At 71.6% G+C, this 18735-nt stretch carries 16 protein-coding genes and 1 pseudogene; 1 reads left to right on the forward strand and 16 read right to left on the reverse strand.

What is annotated here, in order from left to right; genetic code table 11:
- Positions 1-18 precede the first annotated feature (18 nt).
- The 15 genes and pseudogenes from L942_RS25945 to L942_RS26015 all read right to left on the reverse strand — a co-directional run.
- On the reverse strand, positions 19-1515 hold the full coding sequence (locus tag L942_RS25945) for a helix-turn-helix domain-containing protein (RefSeq protein WP_037365250.1): 1497 nt from the start codon (positions 1513-1515) through the stop codon (positions 19-21).
- On the reverse strand, positions 1512-2582 hold the full coding sequence (locus L942_RS25950) for a DUF917 domain-containing protein (RefSeq protein ID WP_037365252.1): 1071 nt from the start codon (positions 2580-2582) through the stop codon (positions 1512-1514). The genes L942_RS25945 and L942_RS25950 overlap by 4 nt, the downstream gene beginning before the upstream one ends.
- A gap of 14 nt (positions 2583-2596) precedes the next feature.
- Positions 2597-3316: an SDR family oxidoreductase gene (locus L942_RS25955; protein ID WP_081655232.1), complete on the reverse strand. Its 720-nt coding sequence runs from the start codon at positions 3314-3316 to the stop codon at positions 2597-2599.
- Positions 3313-4407 (reverse strand): DUF917 domain-containing protein, encoded by a 1095-nt coding sequence (locus tag L942_RS25960; protein WP_037365254.1) that lies wholly within the window; start codon positions 4405-4407, stop codon positions 3313-3315. Before L942_RS25960 ends, L942_RS25955 begins: the two co-directional genes overlap by 4 nt.
- Positions 4404-5486, reverse strand: coding sequence for a DUF917 domain-containing protein (locus L942_RS25965; protein WP_037365256.1), 1083 nt, complete (start codon positions 5484-5486; stop codon positions 4404-4406). Before L942_RS25965 ends, L942_RS25960 begins: the two co-directional genes overlap by 4 nt.
- A gap of 4 nt (positions 5487-5490) precedes the next feature.
- Entirely contained in the window at positions 5491-7041 is a 1551-nt protein-coding gene (locus tag L942_RS25970; protein WP_037365257.1) for a hydantoinase/oxoprolinase N-terminal domain-containing protein, read from the reverse strand.
- Positions 7042-7068: 27 nt separating this feature from the next.
- On the reverse strand, positions 7069-8394 hold the full coding sequence (locus tag L942_RS25975; RefSeq protein WP_037365259.1) for a purine-cytosine permease family protein: 1326 nt from the start codon (positions 8392-8394) through the stop codon (positions 7069-7071).
- Positions 8395-8507: 113 nt separating this feature from the next.
- On the reverse strand, positions 8508-8876 hold the full coding sequence (gene crcB / locus L942_RS25980) for a fluoride efflux transporter CrcB (protein WP_037365260.1): 369 nt from the start codon (positions 8874-8876) through the stop codon (positions 8508-8510).
- The gene (gene crcB / locus L942_RS25985; RefSeq protein WP_200862919.1) at positions 8876-9253 is read right to left on the reverse strand and encodes a fluoride efflux transporter CrcB; all 378 of its coding nucleotides are present in this window, start codon (positions 9251-9253) and stop codon (positions 8876-8878) included. The genes crcB (L942_RS25980) and crcB (L942_RS25985) overlap by 1 nt, the downstream gene beginning before the upstream one ends.
- Positions 9254-9470: 217 nt before the next feature.
- Complete coding sequence (locus tag L942_RS25990) at positions 9471-10133, reverse strand: enoyl-CoA hydratase/isomerase family protein (protein ID WP_037365264.1); 663 nt, start codon at positions 10131-10133, stop codon at positions 9471-9473.
- A gap of 1 nt (position 10134) precedes the next feature.
- Positions 10135-10749: a TetR/AcrR family transcriptional regulator gene (locus L942_RS25995; protein ID WP_037365266.1), complete on the reverse strand. Its 615-nt coding sequence runs from the start codon at positions 10747-10749 to the stop codon at positions 10135-10137.
- A 497-nt stretch (positions 10750-11246) separates the two neighbouring features.
- On the reverse strand, positions 11247-11531 hold the full coding sequence (locus tag L942_RS26000) for an isoamylase early set domain-containing protein (protein WP_037365268.1): 285 nt from the start codon (positions 11529-11531) through the stop codon (positions 11247-11249).
- A gap of 105 nt (positions 11532-11636) precedes the next feature.
- A complete protein-coding gene (locus L942_RS26005) occupies positions 11637-12941 on the reverse strand; it encodes an alginate lyase family protein (protein ID WP_051166242.1) in 1305 nt (434 codons plus the stop codon).
- 153 nt (positions 12942-13094) lie between these two features.
- Positions 13095-13862, reverse strand: a complete 768-nt coding sequence (locus L942_RS26010) for a fumarylacetoacetate hydrolase family protein (RefSeq protein WP_051166243.1) — start codon at positions 13860-13862, stop codon at positions 13095-13097.
- Positions 13862-15568, reverse strand: a pseudogene (locus L942_RS26015) (IlvD/Edd family dehydratase); the annotation flags it as partial. The gene L942_RS26010 and the pseudogene L942_RS26015, both read right to left, overlap by 1 nt.
- A gap of 136 nt (positions 15569-15704) precedes the next feature.
- On the opposite strand from L942_RS26015, the gene L942_RS26020 reads away from it, so the two are divergent.
- The gene (locus tag L942_RS26020) at positions 15705-15980 is read left to right on the forward strand and encodes a YggT family protein (RefSeq protein WP_037365272.1); all 276 of its coding nucleotides are present in this window, start codon (positions 15705-15707) and stop codon (positions 15978-15980) included.
- Between the two features lie 337 nt (positions 15981-16317).
- Here L942_RS26020 and L942_RS26025 read toward each other — a convergent pair whose 3' ends face one another.
- On the reverse strand, positions 16318-17454 hold the full coding sequence (locus L942_RS26025) for an acyltransferase family protein (protein WP_235079403.1): 1137 nt from the start codon (positions 17452-17454) through the stop codon (positions 16318-16320).
- Between the last annotated feature and the right edge of the window lie 1281 nt (positions 17455-18735).

Raw genomic sequence — 18735 nt, forward strand, 5'->3', positions numbered from 1 at the left:
TAGCTGGCCCTGCCAGTACTACTCAGGCGACCGGGCGAGGATCACCGCCCGGGCAGCGAGGTGCAGGGCCAGCCGTTCGTCCGGCCGGGACAGGTCGACGTGCAGCAGCTGCTCGATCCGGCTGATCCGCGCCGCGACGGTGTTCCGGTGGATCCCCAGCACGGTCGCGGTTTCGGCGAGCGAAGACTCGGCGTCGAGGTAAGCCGCGAGGGTGCGGATCAGGTCCCCGGGCGCAGGGACCAGCGGGGCGAGCAACGCGCGCGCGGCGGGTTCGAAGGTGTCGGTGCGGGTCCATTCCAGCAGCAGCTGGGCCATGCCGAGCTGGTCGACGTGCAGGAAATGCCCGGTCTCCGGACGGGTCGCGGCGAGCCGGGCGGCGTCGGCGGCTTCGGCGACTGTCGCGGCGAGACCGTCGGCATGCGGACGGCCGACGCCCAGGTGCGCGTCGAGCGTGCGGCGCAGGCTGCGATGCACGGCGCGCAACCGTGCGGAGAGCGCCCGCACTCGCTCGGCGGTCGGTTCCTGGTCGAAGGTGACCCAGCCGGTCCAGCCCTCGCCGTGTTCGACGGTCACCGCGTCGATCGACTCCGCGCGCAGCGCGCGCACGACTTCCTGGGTACGGGAGACGGTGTCGACGTCCGCCGGAACTCCGATGCGCAGGCCGATGTGCCAGCCGCCGAGCCGCCAGCCCGCGTCGGCCGCGCGACGGCGAAGGTCGGCGCCTGGTTCGGTGTCTTGGCGCAGCAGATCGCCCAGCAGAGCGGAGCGGGAACGAGCGTCGCGTTCCAGTTCCAGGCGATGGGCCAGCAGCCAGCGCTGTACGGCGCCGGCGGCGACGGCCAGGGTCGCGGCGACGACGTCCGCGCGCGGAGCTTTCGCCCCGGTCAGCGCGGCGGCGAGCCAGACCGACGGGTGCGGCAGGACCGCGGGATGCGCGAGCAGGACACCGTCCGGAAGCGCGACGCGTTGCGGGACCGGCTCGTGCACTCGCACGCGGCCCGCCTCGGCGAGCTCTCCGGCGAGCACCTCGCCGCGGTCGTCGAGCACGGCGACGGGAGCGTCCAGCAGCCGCCGCAGCACGGTCACGATTTCTTCCGGCGGACGCAACCGCTCCCCCAGCGCCCGGTGCGCGGCGAGCACGGCGTCGGCGCGGTCGAGGTCCGGAGCGGCCAGCGCGAGCCGAGCGTCCACGAGCAGATCGAGCGGATCGGCGGACGTGACCAGCAGCGGCACCGACAGCCGTTCGGCCAGAAGCCGGGACGCGGCAAGCGGTTCCGCGCCGGGGAGCAGAACGCCGGCGGCTCGGGCGTCGGCGCACCGGCGCAGGAGCGCGTCGATCTGCCAGTCGGAGCCGAGCGGGCGGACGACCACCACCAGCTCGCCGGGAGCGGGCGCGCCGGAGGCGTCCAGCGCGGCCGTGACTGTCTTCAGCGGACGGTCCAAACCGGACTCGCCGGAGCACACCCGGACCGCTCCCGCCCACGAGGGCAGCGCGAGCAGCTGGCGGAGAATCATCGCGCCACCACCGGATCGCAGTCGATTCCGTACGCGCGCGGTTCCAGCAGCGGGCGCCGGCGCGGATCAGTCCAGAACGGGGACGCGGCGAGGCAGACGACGTCCACCTCCACCCCGGCGCGGATCGCGTCGCACTGCAGCGGGACGCCGGTGCGGCGGTCGAGCACCGACAGCACGTCCGGAGTGGACGCCACCGGCAGCCCGTCCCGCAGCGCCAGCAGGTACTCGTTCTCCATTTCCAGCCGCAGCAACGCACCGTCGCGATGGTCGGTCAGGGTCGCCGAGCCGCGGCCGAAGCCGGGGTGGCCGTGCTGTCCGGGGCCGACGTGCCGGGACACCTCCAGCACCCGGCCGCGGGCGAGCACCCGGCCGTCGAGGGCGGTCTCCAGCGCGGCGAGGTCCGGGCTCTCCCCCGCGGCGAGCACCCGGGAGCCGAGGGCGAGCGCCTCGCTCGTCGTGTCCAGGACGGCGTGGTCGGCCAGTTCGCCGGCCGGGATCGGGGAAAGCGCGATCGCCGCCCACCCGCCGGAGCTGGACAGGAAGGCGCGGACCCCGTTCTCGACCACGGAGTCGGCCGCGGCGGCCAGCACCACCACCCGGCCGCCGGGTTCGGCCATCGCCGCCGGAGCGACGCCGCGGCCGGTCGCGGCGACCGAGAACTGGTCGAGCCGCGGCAGCCCGCGCCCGGAGAGATCCGCGTCCGCATAGGCCAGCCCCAGCTCCTGGGCGACGACCAGCGGAAGCAAGCCGTTGAGACCGCCGATCTCGATGGTCATCAGCGCCTGCGCGCGCTGCCCGGTCCAGCGCTCGATCGCCGCGATCGCCGACGCGAACTCGTCGCCGCTGGGCAGCTTTTCGGCGAACGCGGCGGTCGCGCCGACGATCCCGGTCGGCACCACGAGAGTGTCCGGCGCCAGGTCGGCGATCCGGTGCACGACCGGTTCGCGCCCGGATTCGGTCAGCCGCCGCAGCAGCACCGCCGCGGTGACCGTGTCCCCGCCCCCGCCGGACCCGAGCAGCGCGACGCCGCGTTCGAGTGCCGGCACGTCCGCGGCGGTGATGCGCATGGCTGGTCAGCGTATCAGCGGAAGCTGTAGCCGCCGTCCGGATAGAGCGTCGAGCCGGTGGTGTAGGTGCTGGTGAACAGGTACAGCACGGCATCGGCCACTTCGGACTCCCGGCCGACGCGGTGCAGCAGCGTGTCCGCGCGGTACTGCGCGAAACTCGCCTCCCGCGCGGCGGCCGGACGCCCGGCCCACAGGTTCCCGTCGATCGTGCCCGGCGACACGACGTTCACCCGGACCGGGGCCAGTTCCACCGCGAGCCCGCGGCCGAGGCCCTCGATCGCCGCGTTGCACGCGATGTACGCCGGGGCCGCGGCGGGCGGGCGCACGCTCGCGACGCCGGACATCAGCACCACCGAAGCGTCGTCCGACAGTTTCGGCGCGGCGTGTCTCACCGCGTGGTACTGGCCCCAGAACTTCGTGACGAACGGGCTTTCCGCCTCCTCGTCGCTCAGCTCCCGCATCGGGCCGACGGTGTAGGACGCGGCCGGGGTGAACAGGTGGTCGACCCGCTCCAGCGCGCCGAAGAACTCCGCCAGCGACGCCTGGTCGGTGGTGTCCACCGCCTGCCAGGTCGCGGTCGGGCCCAGTTCCGCCGCGGCGGCCCGGAGCTTGTCGCCGGTCCGGCCGCCGAGGTGGACCAGGGCGCCCGCCGCCGTCGCGCGCCGCGCCACCTCCAGCCCGATCCCGGAACCGCCGCCGAGCACCACGACCGTCCGGCCCTCGAGCGAACTCACGAGACCACCTCCACGGGGACGAATTCGTGCGCCAGCCCGAACGCCGCCGGGCCGAACGTGGCCAGCGCTTCCGGGGTGCGCATCAGCGCCGGCGTCGAGATCCCGACCACGGTGACCCGCTGGCCGTAGCGCAGCGTTTCGGTGGTGATCGGTTCGGCGGATTCCGCCTCCAGCACGCAGATCAGGTCCGGCACGAGGCAACGGACCGCTCCGTCGACGAGGGCGACCAGGTTTTCGTTCTGGAACTGGATTTCCAGCTTGTGTTCGCCGTCGAAAGACACCGCCGCGGCGCGTCCGCGAGCGAATCCTTCTTCGGTCCGCCGTTCCACATCGGACACTTTGCCGCGGAACAACACACGGAGATGCGAGTACAACGTGTCGCTGAGCGCGGTCGCCAACGCGGCCACCGGATCGGCATTCTCTTCACGGGCAAGGCGAATCGCGCGCCCGACGCTCAATGCGAGCGAGAGCGTCCGCGGCACGGCGGTGCGTTTCACGTCCGCGCCGCGCATCGAATACTCGGCGATGTGCGCGACGCCACCGAGCCGGATGGTAACCCCGCGCGCGAGCCATTCCATCCGCCGGTTGTCGGCCCCGGTGTCGATCACCGTGGTCTCGCCACGCTCCCCGGCGATCCCCATCGGCGAACCGGGGACGCCGTACACGCCGAAGGTCTCCATCTGCAGTTCCGGGAACGCGCGGCCCATGCCGTCCGCGTCGACGACCGGCAGCCCCAGCCGCGCGCCGACGACCAGCGGGATCATCGAGTTGATCCCGCCGCATTCGATCGGCATCGTCGCGCCGGCCTTCGCGCCGAGGTGCTTTTCCAGCGCCCGCAAGGCGAGTTCGGGTTCGGCGCCGTTCGGGAGCTTCTCGTGCACGACGGTCGGCGCGCCCATTTGCGCGGTCGGGATCACCAAGGCGTCGTCGTCGAGGTCGTCCGGGTCCAGCACCGTGACGGGTCCGTGCTCGCGGATCGCCTCGCGCACCAGCAGCCGTCCGACGTACGGATCGCCGCCGCCCCCGGTGCCGAGGACGGCCGCGCCGCGCGCGAGGTCCTCGAGGTGCTCTTCGGTCAGAGTCCAGCTCATCCGGCGACCCCGATCGGGTCGAGGTCGTAGCCGAAGTAGCGCGGACCAGCCAGCGCGATGCCTTCCGGGGTGTGCCAGCGCGGATCCGCCGGGGCCGCGATCACCGTCACCCGCTGGCCGTAGCGCAGGCCCTCGGTGGTCACGGCCTCGCCGGACTCGCGGTCGAGGGTGCAGATGAGGTCCGGCACCGAAGCGCACACCTCGCCGTCCACCTCGGCCACCAGGTGCTCGTTCTGGAAGCGCAGCAGCATTTCCGCCCCGGTGTCACCGTCCATTCCAGACAGCCGGGCCTCGCCGCGAGCGAACCCGGTGACGGTGCGGCGGGCGACGTCCACGACCTTGCCGCTGAACAGCGTCCGGCCGCTCAACCGCGCCACGACGCGCTCCACCGGGTTCTCGTGCTCCTCGCGGGCCTGCCGCACGAGCGCGCCGAGTTCCGCGCACAGGGTCAGCGTGCCGGGCACCATCGACTCGCGGGCCTGCGCGCCGGACATCGCGTAGTTGCTGATCATCGCCGAGCAGCCCATGTCGACGGTCGCCGACCGGGCCAGCCGCTCCGCCCAGTGATTGTCCACAGTGTCCAGTACGCCGCGGTTGCCCTTCTCGTCCGCGATGGACATCGGCGTCGCGCGAATCCCGTACAGGGTCGGCAACACCATCTGCAGTTCCGGGAACGCGCGGCCCATGCCGTCCGCGTCCACCAGCGGCAGGCCCAGCTGCGCCGCCGCGACGACCGGGATCAGCGAGTTCACGCCGCCCGCTTCGGCGCAGGCGATGTGCGTGAGTTCCTTGCCCAGGTAGGCGGCCAGCGTCCGGGCGGCGAGGCCGACCTGTTCGGCGGACGGCAGCTTCTCGACCATCACGGTCGGCGCGCCCATCATCGCGACCGGGAGCACCACGGCGTCGTCGTCCAATTCGGACAGTTTCACCAGCGGCACCGAACCGTGCTCGCGGACCGCGGAATGCGCCAGCAGGCGGCCGATGTACGGGTCTCCCCCGCCGCCGGTGCCGAGGATCGCCGCGCCGCGCGCGATGTCGTCCAGGTCCTCCGCAGTGATCTCGGATTTGCCCTCTGCCATGGTGTCACGCCCCCAGCTGCAGGTCGCCGACCGCCTTGACCCGGATCCGGGTGGCGTTGCCGGGCAGGTACGGGATCGGCACCTCGTCGAAGTCGACGATGCCGACCGACGCCGGGCTCGCCCCGGCGGCCACCGCGCGGTCGACCGCCTCCTGCTTCGCCTCGTCCACCACCGCTTCGCGACGGCCGGGCTCGATCACGTACACCCGGTCGACCTCGCCGCCGATCTGCGCGATCGCCGCGCCGATCGCGTTGGCCACCGCGTAGTGGTCCGGTCGGCGGACCTCGCCGGAACCGGCCAGCTCGTCCGGCAGCAGCACCGAACCGCCGCCGACCGCGACCACCGGAAGCGGCTCGGACGACGTGCGCATCCGGTCCACCACGTCGGACACGTCCGCCGCGATCCGGTCCAGCGCGGCCTTGACGAAGTCCCGGTCGAGGTGCGCGACCAGCGCCGGGTCGCCGATCTCGGCCCGTCCCGCGGCGACCGCGATGTCCGTTGCGGTCAAGGTGTCTCCGCCGAACACGAGCGCCTTCGAGGTCAGCTCGTAACCGACGGAATCCGGTCCGACGGTCACGCCGGCCGCGTCGCCGCGGACCCGGCTGCCGCCGCCGATGCCGATCGAAAGGACGTCCGGCATCCGGAAGTTCGTGCGGATCCCGGCCACGCTCACGTCCGTGGTCGCCTCCCGCGGGAATCCCTGGCGCAGCACGCCGACATCGCTCGTGGTGCCGCCGACGTCGACCACCGCGCAAGTGTCCAAACCGGACAGCACCGCGGCGCCGCGCATCGAGTTGGTCGGGCCGGACGCGAAGGTCGCCACCGGGTAGCGGCGGGCGAAGTCGACGTCCATCAGGGTGCCGTCGTTCTGGCTCAGGTACAGCGGCGCGGTGATGCCCGCACCGGTCACCGATGCGGCCAGCCCGTCCACGATGTGCGCCGCCAGCTCGCGCAGCGCGGCATTGATGACAGTCGCGTTTTCCCGCTCCAGCAAGCCGATCCGCCCGATCTCGTGGGACAACGAGATCGCGACGTCCGGCAGCTGGGAGGCGATGATCTCCGCCGCCCGGGCCTCGAACTCCGCGTTCACCGGCGAGAACACCGACGTGATCGCGACGCTGCGGACGCCGGCCGCGCCCATGTCGTCGGCGGCCTTGCGCAGTTCGCTCTCGTCCAGTTCGGCGATGTGCCGCCCGTCGAACTCGTGGCCGCCGTGGACCAGGTAGCTGCGCCCGGACACCGCGTCGACCAGCCGCTGCGGCCAGTCGACCATCGGCGGCAGCGACGCGCCGGCGGGCAGGCTGAGCCGCACCGCGGCGGTCGGGGCCAGCCGGTGCGCCTCGACGAGCGCGTTGATGAAGTGCGTGGTGCCGATCATCACCGCCCGCACCGTGGCCGGGTCGAACGCCCGCTGCCGCTGCAGCCCGTCGATGGCAGCGACGATGCCCGAGGTGACGTCCTCGGTCGTGCTGGTCTTGATCGAGGCGAGCACCTCGCGGCCGTCCAGCAGGACCGCGTCGGTGTTGGTGCCGCCGACGTCGATGCCGATGCGCACGGAGAAAGCTCCTTCCAGGTCGGGGAATCAGGCGGCCGGGGCGGGTTCGGCGTCCGCGGTGGCACTCTTGCCGACCCCGCGGACCAGGCCGAGCTTCCCGGCGGCCACGTACAGAACGAATGCGACGACGAGCGAGTTGATGCTGGGCAGGCCCCAGTCCACGAACTCGCCGAAGAGCGCGGCGGCGATCCAGACGACGATCGTCGCGGGCACCCACACCGGGGCGTCGGTGGGCACCGCGCCGCGGGCCCGCGCCTCCTCCAGCTCGCCGCGCCACTGCTTCACCACGAAGTACTCGGCCACCATGATCCCGGCGATGGGCGGGAACGCGACCCCGAGCACGGTCAGGAAATCGGTGAACTTCGACAGGATCCCGGCCGCGGCGAGGACGCTGCCCACCACGCCGAGCACCGCGGTGACCAGGCCGCGGTGCGCCCGCTTCCCGGACACGGTGCCGATGAAGTTCACGACGCCGAGCCCGGACGAGTACAGGTTCCAGTCGTTGATCTTCATCGTGCCCGCGATGACGATCAGCAGCCCGACCCAGCCGACCGACGACGTGACGATCGTGGTGATCTGCGCCGTGCCGACCGCGTGCGCGAGCAGCACGCCGGCCAGGCCGATCACGTACTCGCCGAGCGTGACGCCGACGAGTGTCTGCTTCACGACGTCGCCGGTGGTGCGGTTGAACCGGGTCATGTCCGGCGTGATCACCGCGCCGACGATGAAGCCGCCCGCGACCAGCGTCGTGCCCTGCAGCAGGCTGAGGTGCGGGCCGGGCGGCGCGGACGCCACGAGCGCGCCGAGGTCGTGCCGGGTCAGCTCGGACACCACCGACCAGCCGACCAGGATCAGGAACGCGGGCACCATCAGGTACGCAGTCCACGCCATCGAGTGGAAGCCGCGCACCACGATCGCGGTCACCACCAGGCCGAACACGAGTGCCCAGCCCCATTCCGGCAGGCCGCCGACCAGCGCGGCGAGGCCCTGCGCGGACACCGCGGACTGGATGCCGAACCAGCCGATCAGGCTGATCCCGATGGCCAGCCCGATGAGCGCGGAACCGCCGCGGCCGAAGCCGGTCCAGCGCGCGATCATCGAGGTGGCGAGGCCCTCGCGGACGCCGATGACGCCGACGAGGACGGTGATCAGTTCGAGGATGACCGAGCCGAACGTGAACGCCAGGACGGCGTTCCAGAAGCTCATCCCGAAGCCGATCGTGGCGCCGAGGAGGAACTGCGACAGCGCGGAAACCTGGCCGAACCGCTGCACAGCGACCGACCACCACGAGTAACGGGCGGAATCGGGCACCCTGGTCAGCGCGTAATCGTCGACACCGACAGCCGAGGCCATGGCGACCTCCTAATCCGGGAGGGGAACGGTTCCCAGCACCGTAAGCAGCGGCTTCGGCGAGGTCACCGTGCGATCCGCACAGCCGGAGCAGCTCGGCTGTGCAGATCGCACCCTTACCCGACCAAAGCGTGGACAGCCTCGTACGCGAACGCCGCCGCGCCGACGCCCGCGGCGACGCTGACGACCACGTTCGCGGCCGCGGCGAAGTACGCCTGGCGCTCGACCAGCCGGACGGTTTCGTAGCTGAACGTGCTGTACGTCGTCAGCGCCCCGCAGAATCCGGTGCCGAGCAGCGAGTAGACCGCCGCTGGCAGCGCGGTCCCGGCGCCGGCGAGCCCGCCGAGCAGGACACAGCCGATCAGGTTGACGGTGAACGTGCCCCACGGGAACAGGCTCTGGTGCCGGGACTGGACGGCCCGGTCGGTCAGGTACCGCATCGGCGCTCCGACCGCGGCTCCGAGGAAGACGAGGAGGACGGTCATCAGACGGCCGCCTCCACCGGAACGAGCTTGCGGGTGATCGCGTGCCCCAGCAGAACGGCGAGCAGCGCGGCGGCGAGCGTGCCGCCGAGGTAGGCGAAGGCGAGCGGTACGGTGTCCGGCCGGAGCAGGTTGCGCGCTTCGACCGCGTACGTGGAGAACGTGGTGAAGCCGCCGAGGACGCCGACGCCCAGGAACGGCCGCACCAGCCGGTGCGCCGACCACGCCTCGGTGACCAGCACCATCAGCACGCCGATGAGGAAGCAGCCGGCGACATTCGTCCAGAAGGTCGCCCACGGGAAGCCGCCGGGCGCGGCGGGAAGAGCCTGGGCGAGGCCGTAGCGGGCCAGCGCGCCGAGCCCGCCGCCGAGCGCGATCACCCCGAGCACCGAGACGTGGTGCCGGACGAGTTCGCGTTGCTGCACGGGATCCCGGAGGTCGACATCCGGGTCGAGAGGTTCTTCGGGCACAGTCTTCTCCTACTCCACGGGCGTGGCTCACCGTTCGAGTAGGGACTGTTGGCGGCGCGAGCCGCGGTTGTCCGGGCGATGCCCGGAGCGGCGAGCCCCACCGCCGCGCGTACGCGAGCCTACCTGATCAGTTCCCGGCCTCCCGCAACGCGGTCAGCGCCGGACCGAACATAGTGGACTTGATCGCGCCGAGCGTGCTGCGGTCCTTTCCGGCCAGCGGGGCGACTCGATCCACCGCCGCCGCTTGGAGATCTTCCAGCGCGGCGGTCTCGTCGACCAGGCCGAGCGCTTTCGCTTGCGCACCGCCGAACCGGCTGCCGGTGGTCATCGACGCGACCGCGGCGGCCGGGGTGAGCTTCGCCTGGACGAGTGCGGCCATGCCCGGGGTGAACGGGAGGTTGAGATCGGCCTCGGGGAAGCAGAAGTAGCCCCGGTCCTCGCGCATGACCCGGAAATCGTGGGCCATCGCGAGCATCGCGCCGCCGCCGAAGGCGTGCCCGTTGACCGCGGCGACGGTCGGGACCGGCAGCGCGAGCACGCGCGCGAAGAGTTCGTGGATGCTCGTGACGTACTTGCCGGCGTCATCGGGGTGGCTGGTGAGCCAATCGAGGTCGAGGCCGTTGGAATAGCACTTGCCGCTGCCGATCGTGACGAGCGCGGCGGGTTCCTTTCCCGCGGTGACCGTGTCGAGATGCGTGTGGACTTCTTCCAGCCACGTTGGGGCGAAACGGTTTTCGTCGGCCCCGAAGTCGAGCACGTGGACCGGGCCGGTGGTGGTAAGGGTGGGCATTTCAGTCCTTTCTGGACTTTTTCGGCGGTTCGAGGGCGAGAATGGCGCGGACCGCCGCGGCCAGCCTCGCGCGGCTTTCCGCGCTGGCCGGCCCGGTGGCGAGTTCGCGGCGCAGCAGGGCGGTCGGGAGGTCCACGACGCAGGCGGTGATCACCTCGACGGCCTGCCCGTCGCCGCGGTTCCAGAGCTGCCGGGCGAGCCGGACGAGGAGGCGGACCAGGCGTTTGTCCAAGGCGTACAAGGCTTCCGCGAGTTCTTCGGGCAACTGCGGGCCCAGGACTCGCTTCGCCGGGACGGCGATCATCATCCGCGCGGCGTCCGGCCGGGCGTCGGCCACCACGGCCGGGGTGCAGGCCGCCGCGACCACCGCTTCGACCGGGTCGGACGCTTCGTCGGCGAGCCGCTCTTGTTCGTCGAGGAAGAAGGTAGCGGCACGGAGCCAGGTCTGGCCGATCACGGCGGGGAGGTTGGCGAAGGCGTGGTAGATCGTGCTGTTCGGGACGCCCGCCTCCTGGGCGAGCTTCCGGACGGTGAGCGCCTCGGGGCCGTGGTCGGCGATGAGGCGCTCGGCGACGTCGAGGATCAGCTCGGGATCGTGGATCCGGGGGCGGGGCATGGTTCGGATAGTAATGGAGCGGGTGCTCCAAAACCAGGGCGGGGTGATGTGCGGCTCAGGAATGGTGAGTGCTGGTGCGGTGAGAACCGGGTACCTGCGCACGCGGGCCGGGCGGCGGAACCGCTGCGCGGCATCGACTGCCGCCGCGGAACCGGTCTCGCCGGGACGCGGGCTATCACGCGGCCGACAGGTGTTCCGGGCGAGCGTTCACTGCCGGAGCTTTGCCCGCTTCGGGGGCCATCCCGCTGGCGCGCCCGAGGCGCCCTGCGACGGAACTGGCCCGCCGCCCGCGCGCAGCGGCAAACCCGCCCGTCGCGAACGAAAGCGTCCGCGCCTCGCACGGACCGGAGCAACTCAGCCCGCGACACAGCGGCGGTCCCGTCCGTCGCGGACGAAGGCCTCCGCGCCTCGCACTGACCGGCGCAGCTCAGCCCGCGTCACAGCCGCAATCACGCCCGCCGCGAACGAAGCCTTCACGTCCCGCCAGGACCGGCGCGTCAGTCCGCGATGTACAGGCAGTCCCGCCCGTCGCGGGCCGGGGCGTCCGGGTCGTCCAGCCAGCGGCCGCCCGCGGCCAGGTAGCGGAAGCGCAGCCGCGAGCCCGCCGGGACCTCCACCGCGGCCGAGCGCGTGCCGTTCGAGCGTTTGCGCAGTTCGTGACGACCGGGCTGCCAGTCGTTGAAGTCGCCGACCACGCTCACCGGGCCGGGCGGGGTGTCGAGCGGCAGGACGAACGTCACCCGGCGAGCCCCGGAACCGGTGCTCCGGCTGGTCTTGATCACGGCTTTCCCTTTCCCGTTCCCGCGAAATCGGTCGATCTGAATCGTTCCACGACCGCGGCCGGAAACCCGGACGCGGACCGTGCCGCGTCCGGGTGAAAACCGGGGTCAGGTGGTGGAAACGTCGTCCAGTTGCTCGGCCGCCGGGCGCACCGGGAACAGGTCGCCGCCGGGCGGAACCGGGATGCGGCCGACCGCGGCGCGGGCTTTCCGGTCCCCGGCGTCAGCGGCGGCGTGCACGCTGTCGAGAGCGGCGTACTGGATGAAGTGGATGTCCGGCAGCGGCCACGGCGCCGCGCCGGTGGCCGCCGGGAGCAGGTGGTCGACGGCGGCGAAAATGCTGCCGCCCTGCGGATTCCGGTACGACCACAGGTCGACGCCCAGGTGCCGGCCCAGCTGCGCGAGCCGGGTCAGGGCGACCAGGTTGAACGTGTGGTAGTGGTACGTCCGCGTGCGAGTCGACTCCTCGGGCTGACCGCCGTCCGCGGCGATCTGGTGGTCGATCCGGCCCCGGCCGGAGTCGCGGACGATCCGGCGGGCGAGGTCGCGCTGGCCGACGTAGCTCGCGGTCGCGGCGGTGAGCAGGTCGTAGAAGGTGCCGTGGTTGTTGGTCGCCTTGGCCTCGTCGGCGCCGTTCTTGCTGGTGCGCAACCAGGTCAGGAAGTCGGCCGACCAGCCGCGGAACGCCTGGCCGTCGGCCTTCGTCCAGCCGGGCGCGCCCGCGTCGAGGATCCGGGCGGCGTCGAGGACCTGGGTGAAGGTGTAGGAGAACTCGATGATGCCGATCCCCCGCCCGTCGGTCTTGCACGGGATGCCCTGCGCGAAGTTCAGGTTCGGGTTCATTTTCGTTGCCGCGTCGAGGAACCAGGTGCGCAGGTCGAGCGCGGCGCGCTGGGCGTACTCGGCTTTGCCGGTGTAGAACCAGGCGAGCGAAAGCTGGTAGATCGAGTTGAACGCGACCAGCCGCGCGGCCTTGTCCGGCACGTTCTTCATCTCGGGGTTGACCTGGCCGTCGCGGTCGACGTACGGGCAGCCCTGCGGATTTTCCGGCGTTTTCGGCCGGCTGGGCCAGTAGTACGGGGCGAGGCTCAAGTAGTCGTGCTTGTCGCCGCTCGGCGGGACGCGCTCCTTGTCGACGACCGTCCACGGGCCCTTGGTCAACGCGTCGTCGGCCTGCTTGAGCAGGTTCGACAGCGACGTGCGCAGGGTCGGATTCCCGGCCCTCAGGCCGATTTTGTTGGCGGCGAGCCGCACACCGTCGAGCACCACGGTGTCCGGCACGCAGACGAACGAACAGGACTTCGGCGCGGGGGCGGCGGTCGCCGCTCCGGCAGTGGTCGCGAGCAGGCCCGCGACCGTCGCGAGAACCGCCGCGAGACGACGCGGGCGGGAAGACCGGGAAGGAGGCAGCACCGCAACTCCGTTCAAGAATATGAATACTCCACAGATATGTGAACCGAGATTGAATAACCGAACTCGCGGGGCGTCGTCAAGAGGAGGTCAGGCGAAACGGCCGCGCCGGACCGGGTTCCGGAGGGTGCCGATGCCCTCGATCATGATGGTGACCTAGTCGTCTGCCTCGAGCGTGACGTCCGGGCCGGGAACAGCGGATGTACCGGTGGCCAGGACGGCGCCGCGCGGGAAAACGTCGCCGCGGTAGAGCCACGCGACCAGATCCGCGAGGCGCCGGCGCAGCCGCTCGGTGGACGTCTCCCCTGCCCAAAGCAGTTCGCCGGCGCGACGGATCGCCACGGTGATGCCGAGCGTGTACGGGTCCGGGATCTCTTGCGCGGGCACGATCCACGGCCCGGCCGCGCACGAACCGCGGTACATCTTCGCCTGCGGCAGGTACAGCGGGTTCTCGCCTTCGATGCTGCGGGAACTCACGTCGTTGACGATCGTGTAGCCGACGATCTCCGCGTGCGCGTTGCACACCAACGCCAATTCGGGTTCCGGAACGTCCCAAGTGGAGTCCTCGCGCACGCCGATCGGCTCGCCCGGCCCGCGCACGCGATGGCCGATGCTCTTGAAGAACAGCTCCGGCCGCTCTGCCTCGTAGACGCGAGCGTAGACGTCGGCGTCGCCGCTCTCTTCCATCCGCGCCTCGCGCGACACCTCGTAGGTGACCCCGGCGGCCCACACCTCGGTGTCGTCGTCGACCGGAGCTCGCAGCTCGGCCGGTGCTCCGGGCGTCAGCTCGATCGCCAGTGCTTCGGCGGAATCCTCCGCGGGCAGGGCGAGCAGGGAGCCGAGCGTGATGCCGGTTGGCAGCGCCCCGGTGGACTGGCCGTCGGTGACCTGCCAGCCCGCGGCGGTCTTCACCAGGCGGCGCATCAGTGCGAATCCCTCGGCACGGCGGACCCGCGGGCGCCGTGCAGGAAATCGAAGTCCGCGCCGAGATGCGCCTGGGTGACGTGCTCGCGGTAGAGCCAGGTGTATCCGCTGCGGTACGGGCTTTCCGGCGGCGTCCAGGCTTCGCGGCGGGCGGCGAGTTCGTCGTCGGGCACGTGCAGGGTCAGCTGGCGCGCCGGGGTGTCGAGCGTGATCCGGTCTCCGGTGCGGACGAGCGCGAGCGGGCCGCCGACCGCCGATTCCGGGCTCACGTGCAGCACGACGGTCCCGTACCCGGTGCCGGACATCCGGCCGTCGCAGATCCGCACCACGTCGGTGATGCCCTGTTCGAGCAGCTTCTTCGGCACCGGGACGTTCGCCACCTCCGGCATCCCCGGGTAGCCCTTCGGGCCCGCGCCGCGGATGACCAGGATCGTGTCCGCGGTGACGGGCAGGTCCGGGTCGTCGGCGACGCGGTGGTAGTCCTCCGCGGCGTCGAAGACCAGTGCCGGACCGGTGTGCGTGAGCAGTTCCGGCGAAGCGGCCGACTGCTTCAGCACCGCGCCTTCGGGAGCGAGATTCCCGGTGAGCACCGCGGTTCCGGTGCCGGGCGGCTGGAACGGCGCCTCGACGGTCGTGATCACCTCGTCGTTCCAGCACTGCGCGGGTTCCCACGGCTTGCCGGCGACCGTGCGGACGTCGGTGTGCAGGAGTCCGGCATCCGCGAGCCGGGACAAGACCACGGGAACTCCGCCCGCGTAACAGAAATCCTCCATCAGGAACCGGCCCGAGGGCATCAGGTCGACCAGCGTGGGCACCGCTCGGCCGAGCTCGTCGAAGTCGCTCATCGCGAGCGGGACGCCGACACGCCCGGCCAGCGCGAGCAGGTGCACGATCGCGTTGGTGGACCCGCCGATCGCCGCGTTGACGCGGACCGCGTTCTCGAACGCCGCGCGGGTCAGGATCGCCGACGGTTTCAGGTCTTCCCGCACCATCGCGACAATGCGCTGCCCGGCGGCCTGCGCGGTCTCGAAGCGGCGCACGTCGACCGCGGGCCAAGTCGCCGAACCGGGCAGCTGCATGCCGAGCGCTTCGGCGAGACAGGCCATCGTCGAGGCGGTGCCCATGGTCATGCAGTGGCCGTTCGAGCGGGCCATGCAGCCTTCGGCGAAGAAGCATTCCTCCTCGGTCATCCGGCCGGCTTTGAGCTCTTCCTCGAACTTCCAGACGTGCGTGCCCGAGCCGACGTCGCCGCCGCGGAACTTGCCGTTGAGCATCGGGCCGCCGGTCACCATCACCGCGGGCAAGTCGACGCTCGCCGCGCCCATGAGCATCGCCGGGGTCGTCTTGTCGCAGCCGGAGAGGAGGACGACGCCGTCCAGCGGGTTGGCGCGGATCAGCTCCTCGACCTCCATCGCCATCAGGTTGCGGTAGAGCATCGCGGTGGGGCGCATGAGCGTTTCGCCGGTCGCCATCGTCGGGAACGCGAGCGGGAAGCCGCCCGCCTGCCAGACGCCGCGCTTGACCGCCTCGGCGACGCGGTCGAGGTGGACGTTGCACGGGGCCAGCTCGGAAGCGCTCACCGCGATCCCGATCACCGGGCGGCCGTCGAACACCTCCGGGCCGAAGCCCTGGGACCGCATCCACGACCGGTGGATCATCCCCGCCCGGCCGGACGCCCCGAACCACGCCGCACTGCGCACCCGCCGCTCCCTTCTCCGGACCCTCCTCGATACCCGATCGGGCGGATCCTGGCAATCGGCTGAGAATTCCGGTGAACCGGACACTCCGCGGGTCCACCGGACGTTGGGGGGTGAGAACGTTGCCGGAGACGCGAGGTGTGCGATGAGCCTGATCGGGACCCTGGTCGGGTACGTCCTGACCGTGTTCATCGTGGTGCTGGTGGTGCGGATGGTCCTGGACTGGACGCGCCTGGTGGCGACCGGGCCCGCGTGGCTGGGCCAGGTCCGCCGGATCACCCACCGCGCGACCGAGCCGGTGATCGCCCCGGTGCGCCGGGTGCTGCCGCCGATCCGCGCCGGAGGGGTCGGCTTCGACCTGGCGTTCACGGTGGTCTTCGTCGCGGCGTTGGTGGTGCGGTCGGTGGCGTTCGCTTTGTGAGCGGCGGCGAGTTCGGGTTCTGGGGAGACCGGGGCGCGAGCTTGTGCGCGGTGGGCCGGGGGTCGGGCTCCGGTGAAGTGACGGCGCGAATGTGCGCGGCGGTGTCTCTCGCGGATGGCCGTGGGTGCGGTCGGTTGGCCGCGGATGGGCGAGCTTGTTCGCGCGGCGACGGTTGATCGGGCTTTGCTGGGCCAGCGGTTGCGGTGCCGTGCGAGTGCTTCAGGCCCCGGTCACGTCAAGTGAGCCTAGATGCGAAACCGCAGTAAGGGGTGGTCGGCCGGTAGATCACCGGTCGATGCGTTGGCGGGTGCGGGCGGCGCAGTGCCGCGGCTGGGAGTCAGCCGGGCTTGCCGGTGGGGACCGGGGAGGGTTCGTCGTCGGGGCGGCCGCGGGTGGTCCAGGAGTCGTAGCTGCGCATGAGGAAGCGGTGGGCGGGGCGTTCGACCAGGCGGGTGAGGGCCCAGCCCAGGACGACGCCGGTGGTGATCATCCCCGCGGTTTGCAGCAGCGGGTCTGCGCCGAGGCCGGACAGCCAGTGCAGGACGAGGTAGCCGATGGCCTGGTGGATCAGGAAGACGCCGTAGGAGACTCCGGCGAACCAGGTGATCGCGCGCTGGGCGAACGACGGGAGGAACCGGTTCCAGTCCGGGCCGGCCGCGGCGAGCGAGATGACCGCGAGGCCGGCTGCGATGCCGAGCGTCGAGCCCCATTCGACATCGATTCCGGCCGGGGTGACGGCCGCGCCGTGCAGGGCGTGCGCGGTGACGCAGAGGACTTCCAGCAGGATGAATTCCGGCGTGGACATGCGTTTCTTCGTCCAGAGCCAGACCGCGACGCCGGCGACGAAGAGGTGCCAGCGGTGGAAGCCGAAACCGTCGACGATGACGCGGTACCACTCGGGCGGACCGGCGATGCGCAGCGGCCACTGCGCGAGCGGGACCAGCAGGGCGGCCCACAGCACGACGCGGAACTTGCGGCCGTGGCCCCAGCTGCCGCGATAGAGCAGCGCGGCGACGGTGAACGCCATGAGCTGGAGGGGAATCGTCCAGTGGGAGCCGTCGAGGAAGGGGAAGTCGGCGGGCTTCCAGTTCCAGAGCATGAGCAGGTTGGCGGCGAGGTCGCCGAACCGCGGGCTGAACCAGCCGGGCGGCGAGAGGTACCGCAGCGCGAAGTAGATCACCACGACCGCGGCGAGAAACGGCGGCAGCAACCGCGCGATCCGCCCCCACCAGTACCGGCCGAGCGACCCGCGCCCGATCGTGACGGCGGCGAAGTACGCGGAGATCACGAGCAGCAGGCTCGCCCCGATCTGATGCGGGAACACGAACCGCCGCGGTCCCAGTTCGGGGTGCACGACGACGCTCATGAAGGTCGCGTGGTACAGCAGCACCAGCACGACGCACCCACCGCGCACGAGGTCCCAGCTGATCCGCCGGTTCCCCGAAGACACGCTTACCGGACGGAACGAGGACACGCGCGTCACCGTAACTGGTGGGCTCCACGAGACGAGGAGGGACCCTGGGGCGTGGCGGACGGGGCTTTTCCGGTACTGGGCACGGGTTCGCGGCCAGTACGCGGGGAGCGCTTGGGGAAAAGCCGTGGTGGCAGCCGGGTTTCAGCTGGGGCGGGTCGCGGGCTGGGCCGGCTGGGTGTTGTGGGTTGCCGCTGCCGGTTCCGGTGGGTGAGAGGTTTTAGGTTGGAGGCATGGAGGATTCGCTCGTCGGGTGTGACGGACGAATGCTTGCTTGGTTCCGGCGGACGGTGAGGTTGCCAGGCCAGGAAGGTGATCCAGGCGCGGCTGAATCGGTCTTGTGAACGGTCGCGCTGCACGGTTCGGCACGATCAGGTAAGGCTGGATGCCGCGCCAGCTCGCTGCCCCTCCTCTGCCGATCGCTGCCGTGCAACGACTATGCGACCCCCCTGGACCGGCTCGGTGGCGGCAGGCGGAGGCGAGGCCAAGAAGCCGGAGCAGCCCCGCCGACCTCAGCCAGCCTGCTTCCAGGCCGCGACCGGCCGGGCTCGAGGCGATCGGTCGCTGCAGCACTGTCTGCCCCTGGCTCTTGAGCGGGCAGGCCGGCCGCGCGCGGATTTCGCTCGCCCCAACATCCGATGCTCGGGCCGAAACTGGCCTTCGCTCCCCCGCCCAGATGCGGCCCGGCTGCCCGGCCCGCCATTCCCGGCCCACATCGACGGACTGTGCCCACCCCGCACTGGCCAGCCGCAACCCGCCAGCAATGGCAGCCGCGCCCCAGCCGACCTTGGCAGCCGTGCCGGGACCGCTTTGTCTCGCGCGGAGCGTGCGCCAGCGCTGCCCCACCCGGCCTGGCTCTGCCGCCCGGCGGGTCCGGGCAGGTCGGCCCGGATCCGCCGGGCTTCAACGCGACCTCTTTCGCGGTCACCGTCCCCGCGGCCCGCCCAGCCAGGCATCTCGACCTCACCAGGCGTGAAGACGACCTCCCTCGCCACCGCCATGCGCGCATCCCGGCCCGCCCCAGCCAGCCCTCACTCGCCAGGCGTGACCGCGACCGCCTCGCCACCCCCGCGCGCCACCTGGCCAGACAGCCGCCATCCCAGGATCGAACGTGCCCCCCTCGCAGCACCGCGCCCGCGGTCCGACCCGGCTCGGCCAGGCAACTCTTACTCGGCGGGCGTGAAGACGACCTCTCCTGCCGCCACCGCACCCGCGGTGGCGGCCTGACCAGCAAGACAGCCCTCACTCGCCCAGCGTGAAGACGGCCTCCCCACCGCCACCGCA

It is taken from the genome of Amycolatopsis orientalis DSM 43388 (assembly GCF_000411975.1).
GTDB lineage: Bacteria > Actinomycetota > Actinomycetes > Mycobacteriales > Pseudonocardiaceae > Amycolatopsis > Amycolatopsis orientalis_D.